Source organism: Alteromonas sp. KS69, assembly GCF_003989595.1.
GTDB lineage: Bacteria > Pseudomonadota > Gammaproteobacteria > Enterobacterales > Alteromonadaceae > Alteromonas > Alteromonas naphthalenivorans.
The window spans coordinates 85,504-110,744 of the sequence record NZ_PYHU01000033.1; the positions used below are offsets into that span (position 1 = coordinate 85,504).

Consider the following 25,241-nt stretch of genomic DNA (forward strand, 5'->3'; position numbering starts at 1 on the left):
ACCCCCTTCTTTATCAACATAGTTGTGCTGCTACAACACGCCTTTAATCCTATGTTTTACTCTCACCTTCATACGATAAACCTGTGAGCCGCTCACAGGTCAACACCTAAACCTTCAACAGATCCGTGGAAGTGGCTCATCTTCAAGTTCACTCATGAAGCGTCGCCCTCCCATTGGCGTAATAATCGACACGCGGCCCTTTAAGTCTGTATTTTTTGATATAACACCAATATGTTGGGCATTTTCACCGTTTTTTATACCCCGCCAATGAGTGAGTACTTCGCTGCTAATATCGGGACTGACAATTGCAATAACGCGTCCCTCACAAGCCAAAACGAAAGGATCAAAGCCTAGAATGTCACACACGCTTGCGACCTCTGGACGCACCGGAATGTTATTTTCAATTAGCTCGATATTGAAACCCGTTTCAGTTGCCACGTCATGGAGTAACACTGATAGTCCTCCACGCGTTGGGTCTCGGACAAAACGAACGCCTTCTAAGTCTCTGATTGCATTGACTAACGGGAAAACGCTGGCACAGTCGGACTTTAATTGGCCATGCAACCCATAGTCCTCACGCGCCAGTAATACGCAAGCACCGTGATCGCCAACAGAGCCACTGACAAGTACATGATCGCCCGGCCTTATAAGACTCGTATCCCAAATTGGTGTTTCTTGGCTGTCACCCACACCCGTTGTATTGATATAAACGCCACCACCGAATCCCTTTGGAACGACTTTAGTATCTCCCGTTATTATGGACACATTGGTTTCTACAGCAGCTTGATGCATTTTATGGACAACCTCCTTGAGAGCCGTCATCGAAAAGCCTTCTTCAATAATGAATGCAGTACTGATATACCGAGGGGTCGCGCCAACGACAGCCAGATCATTCACGGTACCGTAAATACTTAATGCCCCCACATTGCCACCTGGAAATGTGTAAGGTGAGACAACGAAGCTATCGGTTGTCATACTCAGAAAGGGACCGGCGAAGGTTACCGAAGCCGCGTCGTGTAGCAGATCTAGTTCCTTATTGGCAGTATTTTTAAACACATCATTAATAAGTTTTTTGGTCAATATTCCACCATTGCCTTGCGCTAACCGAATAGTATCGGTGTCCAACGGTTCTGATGATGCTCGATTATTACGCTCTATGCCTTTGATGATGATCTCCTTGAGCAATATTCGTGAATTTGCCCGACACTTATTGCTGCATCGTTTAAAGGTAAACTGCTTGGGATAACAACAGGAATGTCTGATTGTGCAAAACGTTCAGCTAGGCCATCGCATAAAATGCGGTTTTGGAAGACGCCTCCGGCCAAACCAATATGTTTGAAATCATACTTTTTGCGACAACGCTGGGTTAACTCCCACGCAGTTTCAATGAGTGATGCGTGAAAATTTGCGGCGCGGATTTGTGCGGGTACTGTTTTATCAAATAGGTCAGGCACCATCGTTCGCCAGTCCATTAGAATGAAATCATCACTTTTCTGTATCAAGGATAACGGCACAATCTTGGATGGCGTGGATGCAACACTCTCAAGCATCATCGGTGCTTGCCCTTCATATGAGACTTCACTTTGTTCACAACAGGCAAACGCAGCTGCATCAAACAGTCTTCCCATCGAACTACTAAAATAACAATTAAGTTCGTTTTTCCATGCCTTGAAACTCAGGTGCTCTGGGTCAAAGTGGGTCAAATCGACCTCCGTGAAACTAGTCTCCCATGCAAGTGCTGCGGCGCTGCGCCAAGGCTGATATGGTACTTTATTCCCGCCTTGCAGTTTCATAGGAGCCAATGATGCAATGCGTTTCCAATTGCCCGGTGAGCCCCAAAACACTTCACCACCCCACAAATCACCATTACTGCCTATCCCTGCCCCATCCCATACAAAAACCAAACTAGGTGACGAGACTTCAGCAGATAACGCCCAGGCGGATGCGTGGGCACGATGATGTAAAATTTCACTGGACGGTAATGGGCTTTCCTTGGCCCAACGAGAACTAATATAGCCAGGATGTCGGTCACACAGAATACGCTGCGGACTGACATGATAAAGGTCTTGAAAATCACTGATACATTTTTCAAAATGTTCCTGCATTATAGGCGAATCTAGGTCGCCAATATGCGGCGTTACCACTAGTCGGTTCTTCCATGCAAACGATACCGTGTTTTTCTGATTCGCCCCCACCGCGAGAAGGGGTTCTTCCACGTCATAGGGAAGCGTTAATTCCAGGGGACTTAAGCCCCGCCCTAGACGAAACGGTATAGCGCCTGACATCACAGTTCTTAGAACGGAGTCGTCAAGTGTGTGACAGATATCGCGATTATGATGAACAAAAAAATCAGCCAACATGGAAAGCTGTTGTTGTGCAGACGACGTCGATGTGACCATAGGTTCACCGTATTCATTGCCTGAGGTTGCGATCATCGGACGATTGAATTGCTTCATGAGCATCAAATGCAAACCACTGCATGGTAACATCACCCCCAAATCACTAAGCATTGGCGCTACGTTTTCTGCAATGGGTGCATTGCGTTTTTTTGGTGCAAGCAAAATAGGTCTTATAGAGCTTGATAGGAGCGCTTTATCTTGACTGTTTACCACCACACAGTTATCGAGCCAACTCTGTCCAGGAACATCGCTTTGCGGCTCTGGAAGCATCACCGCAAAAGGCTTGTCGGGTCGATTCTTTCGTCGCCGCAGTAGATCAACCGCTTCAGTGTTTTGCGCGTCACAAATTAAGTGATACCCGCCGACACTTTTTAACGCAATGATTGCACCTTGGTTAAGGCATCCCACAACCGCAGTCACAACATCGTCATCACCTTGCGCGATCACACGACCGCCAACTGTTGAACAAAACACTTCAGGTCCGCATGCGCGACAACTGATAGGCTGTGCGTGAAAGCGCCTGTCATGCGGGGATTGATATTCTTGGTGACACGTCTCACACATAGGAAACGCAGACATACTAATATTTTTTCTGTCATAGGGCATTGCCCGCAACATCGAGAATCGTGGTCCACATTCGCTGCACGCGATGAAACTATAATCACTGCGCCGGTTAGCTGTAGACAGTAACTCGGACTGACAAGCGTCACACAAATACAAGTCTTTAGGCACTGATACCGTCCCGCTTAATGGGTCATGACTGCTTTCTTCTATCGAAAATGTGCCTAAGCCATTGGGTTTAATGCTTTTCTTTTCGAGCAAACACAACGATACCAGTGACGCATTATTTAGTAAGTCATATGAAAACTGTTCAACATCTGATTCTGAGCCTTCAATATGTATGCGCACACACCCACAATCGTTTTTGACCCATCCCACAAGGTTTTTTTCATGGGCTAAACGGTAAATCAAGGGTCTAAAGCCAACGCCTTGGATCATCCCTGTAATGATTAGCTCATACGCAATCGTTTTTGCATTATTTTGATTTGCTTCGTGCGAGCCGGAAGCCGTCATGACTTTATCTCCACTTTTTGCGTATTTCCCTTTTCAATAACTTCTATTACTGAGCGCTCACCAGTACTATACCAGATTCTGCAAGCCCCCTCGTCGGAAACCATACAGGCTCCTTTGGGCGAAGCCGGTATACATTCCTTACCGAAAAATGGGCACCCATCAGGTGCCATTTGCCCAAGTATCACTTGCTCACAGGACGGGGGTGTTTTTAGACCGGTTTGTATAATTCGTGAACTAGAATCGATTGGCTCATAATGGTTGGTAACGTCTAAGTGCGACAATTTTGCAGCCAATGAAAATCCAGAACGCGGTATGACACCAATTCCACGCCAATGCGCATCAACCTGGGTAAACGCTGTTTTTAAAAGAGTTTTAGCCGCTGAGTTACCATGGTGCTTGACCACTTCGGGATAACTATTGTTCAGTGTAATGACTCTGCTAGAACAGTTTTTGATAAGTGCATGGATCGACAAAAGCAGACTTTCTGGATGAAATCCTGAAATACTGACGGGTAAATCATGATGGTCGATAACAAATTGCCATTCTTCACATCCCATAATGGTTGCGACATGGCCTGGTGCAATAAGGGCGTCAAATGTATCTTTTTGACTTCTAAGCACATGGGCAACAGCTGGCCAAGTAAGACGTCCAGACAATAAAACTTTAAGGTTATTGGGCAAATCAGCAAGCAATGCTGCTGCAACCGGTGCCATGGTGGTTTCGAAACCGACCGCAAAAAATACAACCGCCTTTTCAGGTTCACCTATCGCAATAGATACTGCTTCTTGCACAGACGAAATAGGACGAACATCTGCTCCACTATTTTTTGCTGCTATCAATGAATCACAACCATCGATAGCACAATCGATGGGCACGCGGAGCATATCACCAAAACTCACAATGACGACGTTTTCGTTGAGTGCTAAGTGAATCGCGAATGCGATATCTTCTTCTGGACAAATACAGACGGGGCAGCCTGGGCCGGGGATCAGATGAATATTGTGTTGAAATAACGTTCTAAAGCCAGCGCGCGTGATCGCGCGCTCATGACCACCACAGACATTGAGAATACGGAGCGGTTTTGTAAGCGGCGTTTTCTTGATCAGAGATAGTAACGATTCAACACTATACATACTCTTAAGCTCCCCGTTCTTGCAATGAGCGAGAGTCACGAGCATTAATGGTTTCTATAAAGTAAGCAAACCATGCCTCAAGCTGGTTACTTTGCGTTGAAGACACTTCTATAACAGGGGCGTTATTGCCCACTTTACGAAATGACTGGATCGCACGCGCCACATTGAATTCGTCGTGGAACTGCAAGTAGTCGGTCTTTGAAATCAGCATGACATCTGCGGCACGAAACATAACGGGGTACTTTTCGGGTTTATCGTCGCCTTCTGGTACCGACAACAAGATCACATTCAAGTGCTGCCCTAAATCAAAACATGCGGGACAAATTAAATTGCCAACGTTTTCAATAAACAAAACGTCTAGCTTTTCGAGGTTAAATTTCCCGAGTACCTTAAACACCATATTAGCGTCCAAATGGCACCCTTGCCCTGTCGCAATTTGCTCAGCCTGCACACCATGACGCCTAATCCTGTTAGCATCATTTTCAGTTTCGAGATCGCCCTCAATCACCGCCATGTTGTATTGAGATTTGAGCGCAGTGATGGTTTCTTCCAGCAACCGTGTTTTTCCGCTGCCTGGCGATGACATCAAATTAATCACCATCACATCATGTGCATCAAACAAAGCACAATTTGTGATCGCTTGGGTATCATTGCTACTTTTTAGATTCGCATGAACCTCAACGACGTTTGTCATTTGCTGAATAGGCTTTTCGATTTTCCTAGGTGTTTCACACCCACAATTACCGCACATATTGTCTTTCCTTTGGTTCGGTTGATATTTCGGACGGGATGAATTCAATTCGCTGTAAAACAAACTCATCGCCTTGAATGAGTTCTGTCTGCCACGAACCACAGCTAGCGCATATGATACGGTTTACTACTGCACGGCTATGTTTCCCACACAATGTGCAGCGCACTTTGATAGCGCTAGTGTGAATTTGAAGCGCTGCCTGATCGCCGATAGAGTGTGTCCTACAAGTCAAAAAAGCCTGATGCAGTAAATCAGGCTCAACACCTGAAAGTGGGCCGATTTTGACGTGGACAAGACCGACACACTTATCCATATTTGCACGTTGGTAAACGGCAATTGTGTCAAGCAAGCTATAGCACAGACTCATTTCATGCATCGTAAGCAATCACCTGATCGAGCAACTCCCACGTCACTTGCGCTTCATCATACGTGATCACTTGCAGTGCATAACCCACATGCACCATTACATAGTCACCCACCTTGACACCTGATCCTTGTATTAAATGTAAACTGACCTCGCGAGAAACACCTTTGGCTTCGCATATCGCATTAAAGCCTTTTATTCCTGTGACTTTCATTGGAACAGCGAGGCACATTACTGTGGTACCCGTATTGCGTCACTTCTCACTCTCGCTCTGTACACAAAGAGCCCAACCGCCACTAACACTGTGACTGACAGGAGTGCGACTAACAGTAAGGAATGATCGCCTTGGTGGCCCGGATGCGCGTAGCTCGCTGGTGAGCCCAACACCGAGTAGAAAATTAATATTAGTGGGTTAGTAAGATGCTTTGTAATATTTTGGATGCTCATAATAGTTCCTCAACTATGACTAACGAACTTTCAGTTGCAGACGCTCTTCACCGGTTTCATCCATCACGTGCACAGCACATGCAAGGCACGGATCGAAACTATGAAGCGTTCGCAAAATCTCTAAAGGTTGGTCAGGATCATGTAGTGTATGTTTATCTTGCAGCGCGGCTTCATACGCGCCGGCCTGTGAATTAGGATCCCTAGGTCCTGCGTTCCATGTAGTGGGCACGACACATTGGTAGTTATCAATCTTTCCATTTTGCATGACTAACCAATGCCCTAAAGCGCCTCTGGGCGCTTCCATAACCCCGACGCCTTGACCTTTTACAGGCCAATTCGCTGGGTCAAAATATAAAGGGTTGAACGTATCGGTATCGCCGCTCGCAATATTATCAAGCAATTGGTCATACCAATCCTGTAGCTGGTTGACGATAATTTTGGTTTCAACCGCTCTGGCGAGCGTTCTGCCGAGTGTCGAGAAAAGTGCTGAGGGCGCTAAGTCCAAGATAGAAAGAGAGCGGTTGACGATGTCTTGCGCTGCAGCATCCTTTTTCGCATACATCATTAATACACGCGCTAACGGACCGACCTCCATTGCATGGCCTTTCCAACGCGGACTTTTCAACCATGAATATTCAGCACTCGTATTAAGGTGCTTATACGGGGGCCTTGGGCCGGTATATTCAAGGTTTGTTTGCCCTTCGAAAGGATGTAAGCCACTTGTATTTCCGCCGCTATAGCGATACCAAGATGAAGAAACGAATTCTTGAATTTCAGATGGATCATCTAAGTCGACTTCATATACCTTGCTCAAGTCGCGACCCAGTATTGCGCCTCTGGGAAATAAAAATGACGCGGGATCATCCATTGAGGTCGTCGGTAGGTCCCCATAGGTTAGAAAGTTACCCAGCCCCTCGCCTCGTGTTCCCCACTCTTTGTAATAACCCGCAATGGCCAAAATATCTGGATAGTACACTTGATCGACAAATGTCTTCATTTGGGTGATGGCATCTTGTAATTGCACTAATCGTCGTGTGTTAATTCCTGTTGATGCATTCAAATTAATGGGTGACGGTACACCGCCGACGACAAAATTGGGATGAGGGTTTTTGCCACCAAATATGGTGTGAACTTTAACAACGTCACGTTGCCACGTTAGCGCATCTAGATAATGCGCTAGCGCCATTAAATTTACTTCAGGTGGCAGTTTGTAGCCCGGATGCCCCCAATATGCATTGTTAAATATCCCCAGTTGTCCCGACTCAACCAGCGTTTTAACTTTTTGTTTCATATCCTTAAAATAACCAGGAGATGAACGAGGATAATCGCTAAGTTGACCAGCAAGCGCTGCCGTTTTAGCTGGATCCGCATCTAAAGCCGATACAACATCAACCCAATCAAGGGCATGTAAGTGATAAAAATGCATCACGTGATCATGCACATACTGGGTGCCGATCATGATGTTTCTGATTAATTGTGCATTTTGTGGGATAGCCATCTCAGCTTCACTCAATGAACCTATCACGGTGCCTGAATGACGGTGCCCTTTGCCTTTTTTACCATGTTGCAGCGGCCCTTTTGGCATGGACGTCATGGCCGGATGTCCAATAGCCACTCCTAACTTGGCGTTTGTACGCCACGCTTTTCTGAGGGCATCTTCGACTGCGCGAACCGATGCCATGCCATGTACCAATGTACAAACGCCACAGATACGCTGAGCAAACGCCCACGCATCCCGAGGATCTCTGCCTTGCAGGATCAGTTCAATTCCTCGTACAGAGGTACCCGAAGAGAACGCCTGTTTGATCGTATTACCATCCATTTCAGCTTCTATCCTAAGATGGCCTTCGATTCGAGTGATGGGATCGACGACCAATCGGTCATTATTTGATGTCTTGTCCATATGCTTTGCCTATTGTGTCTTATGCGTTTTTACCGGCGTGCTTCTGTCCACCTTTACCCGGTTTAGATTTGTATCGTTCCCATGGAAAAAGGGCTTGGTAAAAACTGCCTTTATCCCAGAAGTCGGGCTCAGAGCAGCCAAGACACGGGTGCCCAGATTCAATAGGAAAACTGGTGCCTTGATTCCACTTAACGGTTGCACACGCATTAAAAGTTTCAGGCCCTTTGCAACCCAGCTCAAACAGACACCAGCCCTTCTTAGCCCCCTCGTCATCAAACGATTTTGCAAATTTACGTTGTTCAAAAAACGGACGCCGGTAACATCGGTCGTGAATGGTTTCACCAAAAAAGGCGAGTGGTCGTTGCAGTGCATCAAGGTCAGGAAAACGCTTAAATGTGAGGTAGTGAACCAACACTGCTGTTATCGCGATAGGCAGTGGTGGGCATCCTGAAATATTGACGATTGGTTTATCAGTAATGATGTCGCTGACTGCAACAGCGCCCGTCGGATTTGGGTTAGCTTTGGGGATCCCGCCAAAAGATGCGCAGGTACCAATGGCAATAATACCCGCAGCCTCTTTGGCCGATTCACGCAACATATCAACATTACTCATTCCACTGATCGTTGAGTAACCGGGATTCCCCATCGGAACCGAACCATCGACCAACAGCAAATATTGTCCCTTGTGCGCTTCCATTGCAGCGCGTCGTGCCTCCTCTGCTTGCTCTCCAGCGGCAGCCATTATTGTATGTTGATAATCCAATGAAATGTGATCGAAGATAAGGCTTTCCAGAGTGGGGGCATGAGAGCGTAAAATCGCCTCGGTGCACCCAGTACATTCTTGAAAGGGCAACCAAATAACAGAAGGTCGTTTTGCATTCCCCAGTGCATTGGCGAGGTCGGCAACCGCACTTTGAGGTAAGGCGAGCAATGATGCTGTCGTAGCGCAGAACTTTAGAAATGTGCGTCTGGATATACCTGACGCTTGTAACTGCGCATTTAGTGTGGGTAGAGACATTTTAATCCTCCTCAGCCGCGTCATTCGTCGATGTATCAGACATTGATTGAATGTCTGATACGATATTATTGAGCGATAACACCATATCTTCTGGTTGAGATTTTATGAGCGGTGGACAGTCACAGATATGCACATATTTGCCCATGATCTCGGCTTCCTCGTTGTAATGCGTTTCAAGCCAGACGCCGGTATATCGTGATTCGATTACCACTGTGTCACCCAGTGCCTGAATATCTGCTTTCACTTCTCCATGACCCAGAAAAGTCTCCAACTGTGATTCTTCACTTGCACTCAATGGCAATCGCCGCAGGTCTATCGTGGTTTCTTCTTGCTGCGCAAGTAACTGGGATAAGGCATGACGAATCTGATGCAAAAGCGGGATCACATTGCCCGTAGTGTCAGCATTAGATGTTATAAAAATGAGTTCTTCGTTCATCGTGACTCCTTTTCAATCGCTGGAGTATTGGCGTGAAAATTATCGGTAGAAAGACACGCACACGCGATATCCATGATGGAAGAGAGCGCGACACTGACTTTTGGACTTAAGGACGTCCCCCACTCGATTGTTTCAGGCTCTACGCCAATTAACGTCACTTCAGTCGGTTTTGAGAACAATGTTTGGCTGGTTAATAAGGTATCGCGTAACGTAATTTGGTGAACAGAGTGCGCCGTTGCCTGTTCAAATTGCTGCGCGATTTCATCATCTTTGAAGACTTTAACCGTGCCAGCTGGACATCGCATATAGGCGGCATCTATGACAATGGTATGATCTGAATTTGACACCCATTCTAATAATTCGTAGCTCAGTGTCCCAGCATCAATGCACGACACATTTGAATAGTCTTCAAACATGGGCTGTAAGGCTTGGATAGCATGTATACCAACGCCATCATCACGCTGTAAAATGTTTCCTACCCCTATTATGGTATATTGCTTAACCTTGTTTGCGACGCGAACTGCTGGCGTACATGTTTTTGCGGATTGCATTAGCCTCTGTCCTCTATTAACTGTGCGGTGCTGGTATTGACCAGCCAATCACAAAGGATAAGGAAACAACAATCGCGCAAAGACCAAGCAATTGAAGCGATTTGAAGCGTTGTTCTTTGGGCCGCAGTAGTACGAGCTTGAATGCGATGAGTGTTTGTATAAGGTAATAAAGTGCAAATCCCTTTGACGCGAGATTAATGATTTCAAATACGTTGGATGACCAAACTAATATGCCGGCAATCGCGATGACAAGAACATAATAAAACTGAGGAGATATAGATAAATGGAAGAGCTCTTTTAGCAAACCACCGCCACCTATGGTATCGGCTAATGCGGCACTTAACTGGCTTGCCGTCGCGGCCACAAGTAATAATATCGGCAATACCCAAATGGCTTGACCCAGGGTATAACTAATGGTTGTTTCATTCAGTTCGGTTATCGGAAAATCGAGAAAAATGGGACAGGTTAAACCAATAAAAACAACGTAAAGGAAAATGGCAATCCACTGGGCATATCGTCCCGCTTTAATACGCTGCTCTGCATTATAGCTATTGCCCATAAAACGCGTGGTTTCGAACCCTTGTGTCACCATGAGCATACCGGCAAGCATGCTAAGGGTTTCAAAATGGCTGAGGGATTGTATCGCCTCATGTTTAAACCACGCACTTTTTACTTGTATATCGTAAGTTGCTAGTGCTGTTAGTACACCAATAATAATCGCCAACTTAATTGTGACTGCGAATAACTCGATGGTTTCCAATCCTCTTGCACCACGAAGCCAAGCGACCAACATAATAATGACAAGCAGCCCACTGGTAAACAATTTGATGAGCGTTGTATCGTCAATAGCAAAGCGGTCAAAGACAAACGCGGCAAACAAGCTAATGTAAAACGCCACAGAAATTGCGTATGCAGCACCGAGGGCCCATTGACTGGCTTTCTCAAGCGTTGCGATACTGCCGTGTGAATTGCGAGCAAGCTCAGGCTCTGCATGACGTATATTGAAGCGAATGACTGAACCCAACAAATATGCCAGAGTCGACAATAAAATAATGCCCAGTAGCGCCCATTTACCCATTACCGAATGCAGCAGTGGTGCAATGATCAAAAAGCCACTGCCAATAATTGAAGCCAGCGGTGTTACTGTCGCTCGCCATTGGACAGATTGTCGTAGGCGAGGCAGAAACAATACTATTGCTACCAACAGTGAGGTTGCCAGCGCAATGGAATTTGTGATCACAGTTTCTCCCCCTTAATGATGCTTGTACCAGCCGGCACGCTTAATATCGTTCCAGGAAGTCGATTGATGACAGGCATAACACGCCTCCACTTTGGCTTTTGGCTCGCCAGCGACTTTGGCGGAAATCATTTTAAAATGTTGCATGTAGTGACTGGGCGGCGCTTCATGACATTGATTGCAATCACGAGATTGACTCGAGGGGTGAATAAACGTCGGCAGTGACCACTTGTCTGTACTGTGGCATTGCACGCAATCCTCTCCGAACAACGTGAAGTGGCGATCATCGTTGCTGTGGCACTGTGAACAATTCAATAATGCTTCTTTATCACTGACGTCGGGATGCACAAATAGGGGATCAGCCGTTTGCTTATTCGCTAGAACATTTTCTAAAAAAGCCATCGTGGCTGCGCCTTCGTCAAATGGCACGTTTGGGTTGGGGAGCATATTGAACCCAATATCGACCAATGCAATATGGTTCATCAGTGAAATCCTAGCATCCTCACCTTGATGCTCAGTATGACAACTAGCACATTCTGTTATGTCGGCGTGAAACGCAGTAGGTTGACGCGCGACGATATGGGTATCATTTGCATGACAGGCGACACACTTGTCGCGCTCAACGCCTTCTACTGGCGTGTGACAACTCAAGCAGTCATCCGCCAAAAACGCATGCGCTTTGCTCAGTGAACCAGGCTCTACCATTTGTTCCCATGGAATTTTTGAAAGATCCTCTGGTGTGTGAAAAAAATGGCTAACACCAAAGCCCGCTGCGACTAAGCCCAGAATGACTATTATCCACTTGATCATAACCAGCGTAGTCCAAAGTAAACTTCACTGAAAATGTGAAAGAACAATACGCCATAGAGCGTTATCGAAATCACGATATGAAATTTCAACCAACGAGCAAACCAAGTTTTCGCAGTGTCGTGAATCAGAATGCTGTATTCAACATCAGAAATGGCATCGATAATAGATAGAACCTTACTCTCTTGTCGAAACAGCTTACTTTGCGCTGAAGTAGGTACACTTAAAGCAATGTATGGAATGTGTCTCGCTGATGTTTGGGCGAAAGTCGAATATCTTACGTCGCAGACCGCGTCTTTTAGAGATTGTTTGGCGCTTGAAAGTGCACCTTGGAGTTCGGTCACTTGACGCTTTTTCTCTTTCACATTTGAGGAAATAAGTCCTAGTACATACCGACCAACAAACCCACTGATCACAACGACCATCATAAAGATGATGATGGAGACTCCAGTAGCACTATCAAAACGATGGGCGCTATGGATGAGTGCAAGAATAGGTCCCAATACTCCAGCATAAATATGAATGCGCAGTAGCGTAGGCATGGCTATTTGCTTGGTCACGACTTTCTTAAGTGCTTTGTTGCGTTTAATGATCATGTAAAGCAACGGAATAAACATCAATACCAGCGCAGTCAAACCAACGACAAATCCAGCAAAGCTGCCAGGGAATGCTGGGTCACGGTGCCACACAAACCCTAGCCAAAGTAAGATCATTAAGACCACCAAGCTGCCTACAATGGTTCGTTCTTGACTATTCACTATGCTTCCACCTCCACATCAGTTTTAGGGATGGCTTGACAGGCTAAAATATAACCACTGACCCTATCTTCTGGCTCCAACCCATCATCAACCTCCATATCAACATCGCCGCGCAGTAATTTCACTTTGCAACTGCCGCAAGAGCCTGCCCGGCACGAATTCTCAATATCAACATCAAGTCCATCAGCAACGTCCAATACGGTTTCATCTGTGCCGGCTTGTGCCTGTGCATTTGATAAACTAAATCGCACTTGGCGCGTATTGTTTACAGGCGTGTTTGGGGCGACCTCCGTTTTAGTGGCCGTTTTCTTCGGACTCGCACCACCGAAAGCTTCTGTTTTAATATTCGCTTCAGGCATACCCAATTCAGATAAAATATCCTTGGTTGCATCCATCATTGCCGGCGGCCCACAAATGTGTGCTGTTTTTAATGCTATGTCCGGCACGAATTCATTTATCAATGCCGATGAAAAACGCCCCTGAGGTCCCATCCAAGATGTGCCATCCGCCTGTGTCATACTGACGAGTACTTTCAACCTTGGGTGACGTGCTTGTAGATATTTTAATTCCTGTTCAAAAATAAAATCGTTAGACGTTCGCGTACAAAACAGAAAATAAATGTCACCGTCCCAGCACGTCGTGGTTAAATAACGTACCGCGCTCATCATGGGCGTGATCCCAACCCCCCCTGAAATCAATACAACGCTACTTGCATCTTGACCATTGAAGTAAAACTTGCCGCCAGGCGCTTTAATTGAAAGCGTATCTCCCACATTTACGACGTCATGCATATGACGAGAAACAACACCGAATTCCTCGCGTTTGATGGTGACTTCAAAGTAATACTGCTCAGTGGGTGATGATGCGATGGTGTAAGACCGTTTCACCGGTTTTTCAACACCATCAATCGTGAGCGTAAAAGTCACAAATTGTCCAGGTTCAAAACTAAATGGGATGACTTGACCATCGGCGCTGGCAAGTCGAAACGTTTTAACATCATGGGTCTCATGAAAAATACCGGTGACTTGCATACTGCCACTATAGACACCTTTACGCGGTGACATAGTCGTAGAAGGTAATACATGCGCTGTAGCGGGTATTAAAACAGCGTCAGTCCCTACAGGTGCGTTAGTAGGTATCTCGTTAGGTGATGTTTGCTTAGTGGGCGCAGAAGCGCTTGCGGTCTCAGTGGACCTAAGCTCTTCTAGCAATGCGGCAGCTCTGCGCATTTTAAATCCATAAACATACACCATGACGACAGTGAAGATCAGCAGAACAAGCATCACTGCAGTATGAAACGGCGTCATGCCAAATAGTGTTGAGGAATCATTCACTGGTGAACTGGGTAGCAAATTCATTTGCGATTTAAACCAGGTTAATGCCACTCTTCTGGGATCTTGCCCATCTTGTATTGCCCGTTTTGCCGCAAGACCACTATCAAAATGCGCGATCCCTTCTTTAACGGTCTCAACAGCTACTTGCATTTGGGTATAGTCATCAACGGCTGCGGCACGGGCGAGCGATTCAAACCCGGTAGTCAGTTGTTCACTTCCTTGTTGCATACGCGCCGACGCTTTGCCTAAGATACTATCTCTTTGTTCCGGCGTGGTTGATTGCATCCGCATTAAAGTTGGATAGAGATCTTTAGGTTTAGGCGCTCCCATTTTCTCCATCATTTTATCCATGCCTTTTGCCATACCTGGCCCCATCATTGCGTTGGCATTGCCCGGCTGACCTTTAACTTGGTTGGCTAAAGGCGGAGAATCTGTGCTTGCCGCAACAATCGGCCCATTCGCTGCCTCAGGATGATGACTGGCATGCTCACTATCCTCAGTCTGTTGCTGTGCGTGCGCATTTATAATCACGAAAAAAAGAACGACGTTTAGAATGACACAATAGCGGTGAATGATTGATGCGCGTTTACTCCCCCTAGTCATGACGCATCCTTTTGTTCAGCCGCCCATAGCGCATTTATTTTCGCAATCTGCGGGGGTGTTAATACTGAGACGGCTTTCCCCACCGAAGCAATAAACTGTAGGCGTAGGGTGCTGTTTATGGCCTCTATTTCACTAATGGTGTCTTTAATATTGTCGTATTGAGGCAATCCTTGGGCTGTCAATTCCCACAATAATGCCTCTAATGCACTACGCTGCTGCGCAAGGCTTTTTTGGGAAGACTCCCACTCAGATTGAATCGATAACAACGTTTGATACTGCGTATCTGTTAGTTCTAATGTTGTTGTGTGGTTTAAGAAAAAGGCTTGTTCACCAAGGTGGTAAATATGAGGTGCACTACTCGCACCTGGCAAGCTTATCGTTGATGAAGGTTTGGATATCTCCGGTGTATTTTGTTCAGGAGGCATACCCATCATCGAACTATTTTTCATCATCATCTTACACATCATCCCCATGCAAGACTTTCCGTTCATTGTCATCTTCTTTTTCCCTTTTCCCATGCCCATCTTCATCTTGCTCGTCGCTTTGGGGGGCGTAGATGATTCGTTGAGTTGAGGGCTGGCATCGCTTTGTTTAACGCCGATATTGCTTTTTGATCGCGCTGCCAGTGAGTTGTCTAATGAGCGCAAAGCTGATTGGATCTTTGCAAAGTCAGCCGGTGCTAACTCGGGCGCAGTGTCTGAAGATTGTGTTTCTTGAGATTTTTCTTTCGAACTAGTTTGTTGTGTTACCGCTGAACACGCGGTTGTGAATAAGACACTAGATAATACCAGACTCACAATAGCCGCTAAACGGTAGGTTTGGTGACACTCTCTAATCTTCACAACGGCATGCTCCTATTCAAAAATATCGATTAAAACCCACGATCAAACTCGACCATGTCATAACGTGCAAGTTCGCCATCAAGTACAATAGCCTCTGCAAAATGCTCATCCTTCGTCTTACCTAATCGAATTTTGCCCACGAATTCGCGCGAGTAGCCGTCTTCCCCTTCAGAAATTGCTGTCGCATCAAAAACGGTGCGATAAACATTAAAGACTTGATGTTCTTTGAGACCATCGGTGTCAGAGACACACACCACTACTTGTTTATCATCGACGGTAACAACCTGCCCACTCATGATGTAGTCATGGTATACCTGGCTTGCACAGCCCCCTAGTAGCCCAACAGACAAGACTGCAATTGATAAAAGCTTGATTAATTTGTTCATGTAAAACTCCCGCGATTATTAAAAGAAAAGAGGCAGTCGCTTTTCCAGCCTCATAACGCATTGATTAGTTCTTTTTATGCTTGTGTATTGGCTTCGCTTTTTCAGCCGTATGTCCCATCATTTGCCCCATCATGTCTTCCATCATGGCCATACGCTGTTCCATCATTTTCATTTTCTCATCGGTCGACATATCACTGTGTTTATGCTCCATGCCCATGCCGCCTTTCATTCCTTTTCCATCTTTCATTCCCATCGAATCTTTGCCTTCCATCATGCCCATCATGTCTTGCATCTTTTGGGCATGCTCATGCAACATGGCTTCACGCTTTTCAGGATCAGATTCACTTTTTACTGCATCTAAAACTGCTTGCATTTCTTCCATATGTGTTTGCATTTTCTTCATCATCTGACCGTCCATCATCGGCATGTCAGATTTATCAGTGTGTTGATGCGCGTAAGAAGTCGCAATTGGCGCAGCGACAAGGGCGCTGGCCAGTAATAATGACGTTAATGTTTTCATAATTTTTCCTTTAATTGTGCTCACATGAGCGGTTTAGGTTTGAAATAGACGACTTGTCACCTTAATCCTATGTCTTAGACTCAGGTCAAGGTGCTATTTGGGCGATAAAAATTCGGCCAAAACCTCAAGCTCTTCATCTGTTATAGGCATTTGTGGCATTGCAGATTAGTGCTATCGTAATTTTTTGCACCCGATTTATCCTTTGCTTTTGATGAAATCCATCCTATAAATCACACGATAAATGTAATTGATTTAGATCAATCCTTCACGACAATCGGATTACAGAATCATTACATTTCCGTAATCTAATCATCGATTTATTTATCCTTGGTTCAAAATTATCTATGCTCAAGCTGCGTCAACAGGTCTCCTCATAGCTACTTTGCAGCGGCATATGCTGAATACCAGATGCAATTTTTAATTGGGTGAGCGGATAATAAGAAATGACGAAACACAAAATTGCGGTAATTACCGGTGCAGGATCAGGGATTGGATTAGCATTGACTAATGAATTCTTATCAAGGGATCCAAATATGCTTGTTGTTGCACTGTGTCGTGATAGCTCAGGACTAGGAGCGTTCAATGAAAAATTTGAACCCCGCCTCATCATAGAACACGTTGATTTTAATAACGAAGCGGCAACGATTGAAATTCAAGAAACGCTTAGCCAATACGAACAGATTGATTACTTAGTGCATTGTGCAGGTATTGTCACACCGCTTAAACCTATTCAATCAATAGGCTACAAAGAATGGCGCACGGCACAAAGAATCAACTGCGATATCCCCTTTTTGATAACACAACTGTGCCTGGATAAGTTTAAACATAGCCGCGTACTGTATTTGACAAGCGAGCAACCCGTTAGTGCAGTGAAAGGCGCATCAGCATACTGTGTGAGTAAAACGGCTTTAAATATGGTGTGTAGTTGTTTTAGACAAGAAGTTAATGAAGATGTAGCTGTTTTTGCCACCGCAGCTCCCGGAAATGTTGATACAGCGATGCAAAAAAAAATCCGGCAAGTGCCAAGCGATGTACTGCCGATGTCGGCCTTTTTAAGAGGCTTACATGAAGAGAACAAGCTACTACCGCCGCGCCTTGTTGCACAATACCTTTGGCAATTGTTAAATCGTATAGACCCAAAGACATTTAGCAGAACAAATTGGGATTTATTGCAAAGCATTGACGAAGCGCCGCTCAACCCAATTGATACCAATAAAACTATTTCAACGAAGCCAACTGAATCTGACTCACTGTCGTTGCGAAACAAGTTAAGCGGCAGTGTCTGGGACGTTGGAAGTACAGGCTATTCAGCGCGGCGTCATGTTTTTAATCGAGCCATTTCACATTTTCCATATGCGATAGTCGTGCCTGAGTCAGACGTCGATATCATTAATACAATTGACTATGCCAATCGCCTTAATTTACAAATATCAGTTAAAGGCGGCGGCCATGGGGTAACGGGTGCGGCCGTTATTGACGGTGGCATTGTCCTTGATATGTCTGCCTTTCAAAGTATAGAACTTTGCGCAGTTGGTCAGTCAGTAAGAGTGGGCGCGGGTGTGAAAAATCATAATTTGGATCTGTTCTTATCGAAATATAAGAAAGTGATCCCATTAGGCACCTGCCCGGATGTCGGTGTTGTAGGAGCAACGTTAGGCGGCGGGATCGGTTTTTTGTCACGCAAACATGGGTTAAGTTGCGACAATGTCTTGGCGTTTAATCTGATCACAGCAGATGGTCAGCAAAGAGTTATAAACACTTTGGAACACTCTGATCTTTTTTGGGCACTACGCGGCAGTGGCGGCTCTCAATTTGGCGTTATCACCCACATAACATTTAGGCTGCACCCGGCTCCAGCTTATGTTCAAGGAGGTATCATTGAATGGCCAATTCAAAAGGCAAAGCCTATTTTAAAGCAATACAGCGATGCTGTACTGCAGGGGCCGAGAACGCAATTCTTATATGCATACATCGCTCGTTCAGCGTTACAAAATGCAAAAATATCAATTATGGGGTTTAGTGAAGACCCTGACTCCAACCTAAATAACATAGCAAAATGGGAAACGGATGCCGATATCTCTGTTACGCATAAACAATACATAGAGTGCCAGTCAAATGAATATGAACAAGGGCACGCACTTTATTGGCGCAATGGGATCATTGAAGGTGAACTTACGGAACAGTTTATTGATGCGCTTTTGCAATGCTATCAGTCTTGCCCAGACAACGCAGCGGGCATTATGCTCGATCCGTTATGTGGCGCGATCCAGGATATCGAGACCCATGAAACCGCATTTATTCATCGCGATGCCTCATTTGTATGTAGCATCACGGGTGTGACTCTGCCCGATCAAGACAATACCAAGGTTATAGACTGGGTTAATCAAACCTATGAACGATTATCCCCATTTTTTAATGGCCATGCCTACCAAAATTATGACATGGGCAACGACTGTCCATTGACCAGTTATTTCGGTCACCATGTAGAGCGTTTGATTGCTTTAAAAAAGAAATACGACCCTCAACTTAGGTTTGCAGGCTCTTTGCAGCGGGATTTACAATAAACCGTTAAGCTGGTGTAATACTTACTCAAGCGCTATGGCGATCAACCGTCAGTTGCAGTAATTAGGATATATACAGTGTTTAAATGGATGTTAGTTTTTACTCTACTTCTTCCCACCATTTGCTTTGCCGATACCGATGACTATGTTCACGCAGACTTCTATCGCGGATTAGTTGGCCTTAAAAAACAGGTTGATGAGATTAATCGAGATTTACGACTATTGGAAAATGCTACGCTTTCCAATGCAGAAGTTAATCGTCGACTTGCGCGTATTGAACAAGATATTGATGCGGTGAAAACGTTATATAATGAAGCGACACGCAATTTGGCCAACACAGTATTAACATTAACAGCCATCCTAGTTGCCGTTATTTCTGCGGTTATTGCTTGGATGAACCCACACTATTACTGATATACAAGTGCTAGAAACGCCGAGACTACTTGTAAAACAAACAACGCTCTACTTTTGTCAAAGGTCCCTTATTATCATTGTCTCACCTTCAACTTAGACTCACATAACCGAATGCGAAAGCCAATACACGCTGCCTAATGTTACAAAAAACAGAGGTTGATGTAACACATACACAGCAAGACTGTGACGTCCTAAAAACGTGATTTTAGTTGATAATTTCAGTGAAGCACAGGGATCTATACCCTTAATAAACATATGGCCAACGCCAATGCCCAGCAATACAACGCCAACCCAAGGAAATAGTGCAACATAATCGTTGGGTGATGACGGCAGCCCCAATTCCCATAAGTTAAACGGCCATTTACTTGTAACCACATTCGTTAAGAACAGTGTAATAATCCCTATCCCAATAAAACAAGCCATGACTGGATAACGTGCGAAGGGAAGGCATAGTACACTGGCCACGGCGATAAAGTGTAAAACACCAAAAAATATCCAATTACTATTGAAAAACCAATAAGTAAATAGTGATATAACGCATGCCCATACCACTATCCACATTATTCGCTTCGCAAAGGATTTCAAATCCACGCGTTGGTGATGAGCGAACACCAATGATGCACCCACACTTAAGAAAAAGAGTGATAAAATGACATACCGAAATTGTTTCCAACCAGGACCATTTGGCACATTCCAATCTACCCAGCCAAAGAACCGCAAGTCATACGCGAAGTGAAAGATCACCATTAATACAATGGCGACCGTGCGCATGATGTCTAGGGTAACGTTGCGAGTGATGGGCATACTGACGTCGCTTAATGATGCTTGTGGGGCTTTTTATCGCGGGTAGACGAATGTGAATGTATGACTTTCCATCCATTACTCGTTCGTTTAAACAAGTACGTTTGGTAGCCCTTTTTGTCAAATGTTGAGCCAGTTTTTCTTACTTCACCAGACACATTTACGGTCGTAATCGCCCATGCCATATCGTCATCAATTGTAATATCCATATCCAATATATCGATGGTGAGGCGTTTGAGTACTTCTTTCTCTGGCTCCACATGATTTTCGACGAGATCACTTAATCCTGTGTTTTGGCCGCCTGATTCAATGTATCGAGCACCTTTATGGTCGAGATAGTGTTCATAAAAAGGCCGTCCTTGGCCCGACTCCCAACCGTTTTCAATAGCAATGATAATTTCTTCAATCGTCGCTTTGTCTTCATCTGCCTGTGATGCAAAGACGCCCAGTGTAGTTGTGCTTAACATCAGGACGAGTGAGATTCGTATAAGTAACGTCATTTAAAGTTTTCCTATAAATTAAAGTGTTAATGGGACCAATGGATATGACTTATTTTCCAATGACCATTGATAAGGTTAAGTACCAGTGTTTCATTTCCTTGCTTATCAATTTGTTTACCTTTGTATGTGCCAAGGGTGTGGCTTCTGGCAATTGAGACCGCCGTATCCCCATAAACGCGAACATGATGTTCAATTGTTGTGGTTTTGACAGCCGCAGAAAATCGCATATCAGCGTGTAAATGATGTTGCCGATATTCTTCGGCACTGCGTTCTATTCGCGATCCCTCTAAAATAATGACTTCGGATGTCAATGCACTCATGACGTCATCCGCTTGGCCATTAGATAATGCTTCGTGATAAGCGAGCACACTGCGACCCGCTGCAGTATCCAAGCCACTGAAGTGAGTTGCAGAGCGCTCTATTGATTTGAGTGGCTCATGAGCAAACGTACTAAATGAAAGCAGCGCAATAGACAAAACAATCGTTAAAACGTAATTAATTTTCATATAAATCCAAAGTTAAGATTGAGGACCAAGAACAGTAGTCAAAACAGCGGTGATCAGAAAAATGCATAGTCCAATGAGCATTTCAATTTGGATCGAACGGCGCATTTCTATCGCTGCGTTACTGTGCGTTAAAAGCTTGGGGGTTGATTTTAATTTATGCCATGCGGCAAGCAGCAGGATCGCATTGACAAAGCCCAGCTTTAACAGCAGGCTTTGTCCATAGATTTGATTGAATAAATTACCTACAGAACCAACTAGCTCCCATGCTAGCAGAGTGCCGGCAAGGAGCAGCAGGCTCACCAGTCCTATAGCAAGATGACCAAATTTCCGCATCAGAGTGTATAGCGGTGTAGGCGATAGGTGTAGGCATGCTGCTGACAACGGCCAAAGAGCGCCCATCCAGCTTAGCGCGATGATCACATGCACAGCTAACGCATAACCATATGAACGTTCCAGTTGCACGGTATGCCCGGAAAGCATGAATACATATCCAATACTCCCCCACAGAATTATTGCACCAAGAAGAGTCACGATAAATTGAGGCGTTTTTTTGCGAGCGAGTTGCCAATAAAACGATCCACAAAAAGCAATGCCGACGATGAATATGCACAGCCGACTTATTGCAATAGTCCCTAAAGTAGATTGTGCAACCATACGTCGCATGACCGCATCAAACATGCCTGTGAAACCCGTTTGAGATAGCGACCCCACTTGGAAAAAGAAATCCAACGTAGTCGCGAAAACACCAACTAAACCAAACATAGCCATATACTTAATAATATGACCTTGCAGAAGCAGACGAACTTGAGATTGTTTTTCCAGACTAAATGGCACTAAAAGAAGGATAAGAAATCCGCCTAAAAGCGCCGACAGTCCTAGATAGACAGTAAGCTTCGTGGATAGGATCAATACTTCCCAAATTGCCATTTTAATCTTCCTCTTTAATGGTCTTTGTGTTGACTATGGGCTTTTTTGTCATCTTGCATGGACTTGCTTCCGTGAACCATGAAGTCAAATGAACCGTCCATTTTGTGCCCATCCTCACCAAGTAACATCCACTGTGCGGTATAGTTACCCGGCGATAACGTCGGTAAGTCGTAATTAAAGAAAGTGCTAGACTCCATCGATGGAGAAAAATTAAAGTCGACAGGCTCGCCGTTTTGAGAATTTAACGTCAATTTGGCCAAACGAACTGGCTCAGTAAAAACAACGGACAATTGTGGAGGCGATGACATTAACATCGCATTGTTTTTTGGCATGGACGTTTTCAACGATGTGTGAGCATAACTGCTTGTGCTCAAGAAAAGAGCGGTCAGTAAGAACGTTGACAATAGTGTTTTCATAAATAAACCTCGGTAGTTTTAAGTAGTAGTAAATGGTGAAAATGAATCGATTTGTATAGCATTTTCATTGACGGAGTAGCGTAATAGTAATTGGGTTACATCGTTCATCATTGCCGGAGGACCGCAGAGGAAAAACAAACACCGATGGAGGTCGCGATGTGTATCTAAAAATACGGCCAAAGGTATTTGCACGCGCCCCACCGGTCCACACCAAATTGAAGAGGCGTTTGAAACAATCGGTTGATAGGTAAAATTAGAATGTTGTGTTTCAACCGCTTTTAACCAGCAATGATTTGCCAATTCAACAGGGTGTTTGGCGCCATAAAAGAGGGTTATAGGCAGTGTCGAATGCAAGCCAAATATTAGTTCATCGATTAGAGCTTTTAGAGGTGCTATACCCGAGCCCCCACCGACCAACACAATTTCTCGTACACCAAGGTCATCAAGTAAGTTAAATCCCCCTCGAGGCGCAACTATATCAACCACCGTGCCGATGCTTAAATTACCAAGGTGAAAAGAACCGATGCCAGGTCTTTGGTTGTTAGATTGTGCCGGTTGCATTTTTATATTGAATGTAAGCACGCCACTACCATCATTTCGGTTTGCAACTGAATAATGCCTGACAGTGTTTGGATGGGAAAATGTAGCTGATTCAAAACGCGGCCAATAAGGCTGATAGCGTCTCGGTAAGTCTTTCGGAAACGCTAAAGATTGACCTTCTTTAATCGTGAATTGAACAAAACTGCCAGGCTTAAAATCCAGTGGAACACTGCCTTGATATTTAAATCTTAATTCTTTGATAAAGGGTGTAATGAATGTGTTTGAGAGCAACTCGCATGATACTGTTTTGGGGTTTGGAGACTCTACAAGCTGAACGTTGCCTTTCAAATCAGTGTTTTGCTGACAAGCTAAACGATACCCGGACAACAACCTGTCTTGAGATAAGCGGTATCGTTCTGCAACTGAAATGGCAGCCGATGGATCAAGGCGCACAATACATTGGCCGCATGTTCCCCCTCCCCCACATACTGACCCAATAGAAAGGGCGTTGTGCTGTAGACAATCCAGAAGTGATTCATTGTCCTTAGCAACGACGTTTTGGAGGTAACCTTGCTGATCTCGTACCACTAAGTCTTGCTTTCTATACGACCACCCAATGAATACTTGCTTATTTTTAACGAGGCTAACCAGCCACGTAATTCCTGAAATACTCAACAGCACAGTCAGTAACGCGAGAGCCTTGATCCACCAGTGATTAAATGAGCCGGTGTTCTGATAATCCATAAAGTGCAATAGCATCAACAAGTTTGTCCATTCCCTGTTGCTATCGACGACGCCGGCTAATTCCCCTGTCGATGCTCGGACATAAATGTGTGTCGTTTCTCTGTCTGATAAACGTACATGCCAAACCGATTGTTGCTCTTTGGGTAGATGCTCTATCGGCGGATCAACACGGCGCAAATCTTGAATAGGCGAAGTTAGCCGGAACTGATTGTTGACCAGATCACGGATATCGTTCGCTGTTAGTTCTATTTTATTTCCCTTTATCGCGTCTATTAACTCATACTCTCTTTCATTGGCATGTCTAGCATAGTGCGTCATAACCTTATAGGTCGGGTTTCCCAACAAGCTAAGCAGCTCAATAGAGAGTGCATTGGGTGAGCGTATAAGGACGTTCTCGACGGATATTAGGTTTGGCGTTAATACACTTCCTGCAATAGCGTCACTTGCGATTCTGGAGAGCGGTTTACTGTGCTCAGCCTGTCCGAGTAAAAAACCCGTAGCGAGCCAAACCATTAATTGTGAAAACACAATTAATGCAAGGTATTTGTGAATGATCCGCCAGAACATTTCAGTCAGCTGCCTTTCGCGATGACGAAAAGGAATAAGGCAGCAATAGCAAGCCTGCTAATGCGGCCAACAGCCCTATGATAGTCATGCTCACTAATAGTGTATTACTAACGTCTTCACCTTCTTGGTAATCCATAATATGGAGGCGCCATAACCAATCAAATACTTGCCAAGGGGCATGTCGAATATATTCAACCGTACCTGTGTCTTGACTGACGTAAAATGTTGGCGCAAGTGCGCCTTTAAATTCAACTCGCCATAATGGACGTCCTCGTTGCCCAACCGGACTATCCTCTTCGTTTTCACCCAGCAACGTGACACTGTCAACTTCATACGGTTGGTTTAAACGCGATATTGCGATGGCAGCGGCTCGCTTATCTGAAAGTGGCTCTATAATGTCACCAGACAAACCACTGATCAGAACTGTTTCACCGGCATGCATTAATCGATAAACAGGCTCTCCTCTCAAGGTTTCTAAGATGATTGAGGTCGCTTCAGGAAAGCGACTAAGTGCATCTTTGAAGCTAATCTCTAACCTTGATGATGACGAGAGTACAGGAGGCCCTTTTACAAAGTGATCGCCATGAATATAGTGAATATCAAACCACACCATGTAGAGTCCACTCATCGCCCACAGAAATATCTGCCCGCCGACTAACAGCATTAGAAAACGATGTAACCGACGAGCAAGGCGACGCATAA

Annotated in this window: 26 protein-coding genes; 2 read left to right on the forward strand and 24 right to left on the reverse strand. The window is 45.0% G+C overall.

All coding sequences use genetic code 11. The features are described 5' to 3' along the window. Window positions 1-114 precede the first annotated feature (114 nt). The 17 genes from hypE to C7Y69_RS16110 all read right to left on the reverse strand — a co-directional run bounded on the left by hypE (window position 115) and on the right by C7Y69_RS16110 (window position 16,563). Window positions 115-1,185, reverse strand: coding sequence for a hydrogenase expression/formation protein HypE (gene hypE / locus C7Y69_RS16025; RefSeq protein ID WP_260563538.1), 1,071 nt, complete (start codon window positions 1,183-1,185; stop codon window positions 115-117). Then, window positions 1,155-3,473 (reverse strand): carbamoyltransferase HypF, encoded by a 2,319-nt coding sequence (gene hypF, locus C7Y69_RS16030; protein WP_126873359.1) that lies wholly within the window; start codon window positions 3,471-3,473, stop codon window positions 1,155-1,157. The genes hypE and hypF overlap by 31 nt, the downstream gene beginning before the upstream one ends. Further along, a complete protein-coding gene (gene hypD / locus C7Y69_RS16035) occupies window positions 3,470-4,606 on the reverse strand; it encodes a hydrogenase formation protein HypD (protein ID WP_126873360.1) in 1,137 nt (378 codons plus the stop codon). Before hypD ends, hypF begins: the two co-directional genes overlap by 4 nt. A gap of 4 nt (window positions 4,607-4,610) precedes the next feature. Next, window positions 4,611-5,357: a hydrogenase nickel incorporation protein HypB gene (hypB, locus tag C7Y69_RS16040; protein WP_126873361.1), complete on the reverse strand. Its 747-nt coding sequence runs from the start codon at window positions 5,355-5,357 to the stop codon at window positions 4,611-4,613. Then, window positions 5,347-5,733, reverse strand: a complete 387-nt coding sequence (locus C7Y69_RS16045; protein WP_105935239.1) for a hydrogenase maturation nickel metallochaperone HypA — start codon at window positions 5,731-5,733, stop codon at window positions 5,347-5,349. Before C7Y69_RS16045 ends, hypB begins: the two co-directional genes overlap by 11 nt. Continuing rightward, window positions 5,726-5,953, reverse strand: a complete 228-nt coding sequence (locus tag C7Y69_RS16050) for a HypC/HybG/HupF family hydrogenase formation chaperone (RefSeq protein WP_013755277.1) — start codon at window positions 5,951-5,953, stop codon at window positions 5,726-5,728. The genes C7Y69_RS16045 and C7Y69_RS16050 overlap by 8 nt, the downstream gene beginning before the upstream one ends. Before the next feature lie 234 nt (window positions 5,954-6,187). Beyond that, window positions 6,188-8,071: a nickel-dependent hydrogenase large subunit gene (locus C7Y69_RS16060; protein ID WP_126873362.1), complete on the reverse strand. Its 1,884-nt coding sequence runs from the start codon at window positions 8,069-8,071 to the stop codon at window positions 6,188-6,190. A gap of 19 nt (window positions 8,072-8,090) precedes the next feature. Beyond that, a complete protein-coding gene (locus C7Y69_RS16065) occupies window positions 8,091-9,089 on the reverse strand; it encodes a hydrogenase small subunit (RefSeq protein ID WP_126873363.1) in 999 nt (332 codons plus the stop codon). A 1-nt stretch (window position 9,090) separates the two neighbouring features. Then, complete coding sequence (locus tag C7Y69_RS16070; protein ID WP_126873364.1) at window positions 9,091-9,525, reverse strand: hydrogenase expression/formation C-terminal domain-containing protein; 435 nt, start codon at window positions 9,523-9,525, stop codon at window positions 9,091-9,093. Next, window positions 9,522-10,076, reverse strand: coding sequence for a HyaD/HybD family hydrogenase maturation endopeptidase (locus C7Y69_RS16075; protein ID WP_071978944.1), 555 nt, complete (start codon window positions 10,074-10,076; stop codon window positions 9,522-9,524). The genes C7Y69_RS16070 and C7Y69_RS16075 overlap by 4 nt, the downstream gene beginning before the upstream one ends. A gap of 16 nt (window positions 10,077-10,092) precedes the next feature. After that, window positions 10,093-11,316: a hypothetical protein gene (locus C7Y69_RS16080; protein ID WP_071978943.1), complete on the reverse strand. Its 1,224-nt coding sequence runs from the start codon at window positions 11,314-11,316 to the stop codon at window positions 10,093-10,095. 12 nt (window positions 11,317-11,328) lie between these two features. Next, window positions 11,329-12,123 carry a cytochrome c3 family protein gene (locus C7Y69_RS16085; protein ID WP_126873365.1) on the reverse strand — a complete coding sequence of 265 codons (795 nt, stop codon included), beginning with the start codon at window positions 12,121-12,123 and terminating at the stop codon, window positions 11,329-11,331. Continuing rightward, entirely contained in the window at window positions 12,120-12,878 is a 759-nt protein-coding gene (locus tag C7Y69_RS16090) for a hypothetical protein (RefSeq protein ID WP_013755285.1), read from the reverse strand. The genes C7Y69_RS16085 and C7Y69_RS16090 overlap by 4 nt, the downstream gene beginning before the upstream one ends. Beyond that, complete coding sequence (locus C7Y69_RS16095; RefSeq protein ID WP_105935248.1) at window positions 12,878-14,815, reverse strand: 2Fe-2S iron-sulfur cluster-binding protein; 1,938 nt, start codon at window positions 14,813-14,815, stop codon at window positions 12,878-12,880. Before C7Y69_RS16095 ends, C7Y69_RS16090 begins: the two co-directional genes overlap by 1 nt. Continuing rightward, the gene (locus tag C7Y69_RS16100; RefSeq protein ID WP_105935249.1) at window positions 14,812-15,657 is read right to left on the reverse strand and encodes a hypothetical protein; all 846 of its coding nucleotides are present in this window, start codon (window positions 15,655-15,657) and stop codon (window positions 14,812-14,814) included. The genes C7Y69_RS16095 and C7Y69_RS16100 overlap by 4 nt, the downstream gene beginning before the upstream one ends. Before the next feature lie 29 nt (window positions 15,658-15,686). After that, window positions 15,687-16,043: a hypothetical protein gene (locus C7Y69_RS16105; protein ID WP_044447444.1), complete on the reverse strand. Its 357-nt coding sequence runs from the start codon at window positions 16,041-16,043 to the stop codon at window positions 15,687-15,689. 64 nt (window positions 16,044-16,107) lie between these two features. After that, window positions 16,108-16,563: a hypothetical protein gene (locus C7Y69_RS16110; RefSeq protein ID WP_105935250.1), complete on the reverse strand. Its 456-nt coding sequence runs from the start codon at window positions 16,561-16,563 to the stop codon at window positions 16,108-16,110. Between the two features lie 443 nt (window positions 16,564-17,006). On the opposite strand from C7Y69_RS16110, the gene C7Y69_RS16120 reads away from it, so the two are divergent. Both C7Y69_RS16120 and C7Y69_RS16125 read left to right on the forward strand, forming a co-directional pair. Beyond that, window positions 17,007-19,127 carry an SDR family NAD(P)-dependent oxidoreductase gene (locus C7Y69_RS16120; protein WP_126873366.1) on the forward strand — a complete coding sequence of 707 codons (2,121 nt, stop codon included), beginning with the start codon at window positions 17,007-17,009 and terminating at the stop codon, window positions 19,125-19,127. Window positions 19,128-19,202: 75 nt separating this feature from the next. Next, entirely contained in the window at window positions 19,203-19,538 is a 336-nt protein-coding gene (locus C7Y69_RS16125) for a hypothetical protein (protein ID WP_232366234.1), read from the forward strand. A 99-nt stretch (window positions 19,539-19,637) separates the two neighbouring features. Here the strand turns inward: C7Y69_RS16125 and C7Y69_RS16130 are convergent, their stop codons facing one another. From C7Y69_RS16130 to C7Y69_RS16160, 7 genes are read right to left on the reverse strand one after another with little or no spacing between them, the layout of a single operon-like run. Next, entirely contained in the window at window positions 19,638-20,342 is a 705-nt protein-coding gene (locus C7Y69_RS16130; protein ID WP_126873367.1) for a DUF1624 domain-containing protein, read from the reverse strand. Window positions 20,343-20,353: 11 nt separating this feature from the next. After that, a complete protein-coding gene (locus tag C7Y69_RS16135; protein WP_117316847.1) occupies window positions 20,354-20,839 on the reverse strand; it encodes a nuclear transport factor 2 family protein in 486 nt (161 codons plus the stop codon). Between the two features lie 26 nt (window positions 20,840-20,865). After that, window positions 20,866-21,345, reverse strand: a complete 480-nt coding sequence (locus tag C7Y69_RS16140; protein ID WP_044447434.1) for a YybH family protein — start codon at window positions 21,343-21,345, stop codon at window positions 20,866-20,868. A gap of 12 nt (window positions 21,346-21,357) precedes the next feature. Then, window positions 21,358-22,272: a copper resistance D family protein gene (locus C7Y69_RS16145; RefSeq protein ID WP_126873368.1), complete on the reverse strand. Its 915-nt coding sequence runs from the start codon at window positions 22,270-22,272 to the stop codon at window positions 21,358-21,360. A gap of 14 nt (window positions 22,273-22,286) precedes the next feature. Continuing rightward, window positions 22,287-22,688 (reverse strand): copper resistance protein CopC, encoded by a 402-nt coding sequence (locus tag C7Y69_RS16150; RefSeq protein ID WP_071978933.1) that lies wholly within the window; start codon window positions 22,686-22,688, stop codon window positions 22,287-22,289. A gap of 18 nt (window positions 22,689-22,706) precedes the next feature. Then, window positions 22,707-24,539 (reverse strand): 2Fe-2S iron-sulfur cluster-binding protein, encoded by a 1,833-nt coding sequence (locus C7Y69_RS16155; RefSeq protein ID WP_071978932.1) that lies wholly within the window; start codon window positions 24,537-24,539, stop codon window positions 22,707-22,709. A gap of 1 nt (window position 24,540) precedes the next feature. Continuing rightward, window positions 24,541-25,239 carry a peptidase gene (locus C7Y69_RS16160; protein ID WP_126873369.1) on the reverse strand — a complete coding sequence of 233 codons (699 nt, stop codon included), beginning with the start codon at window positions 25,237-25,239 and terminating at the stop codon, window positions 24,541-24,543. Window positions 25,240-25,241: the final 2 nt, after the last annotated feature.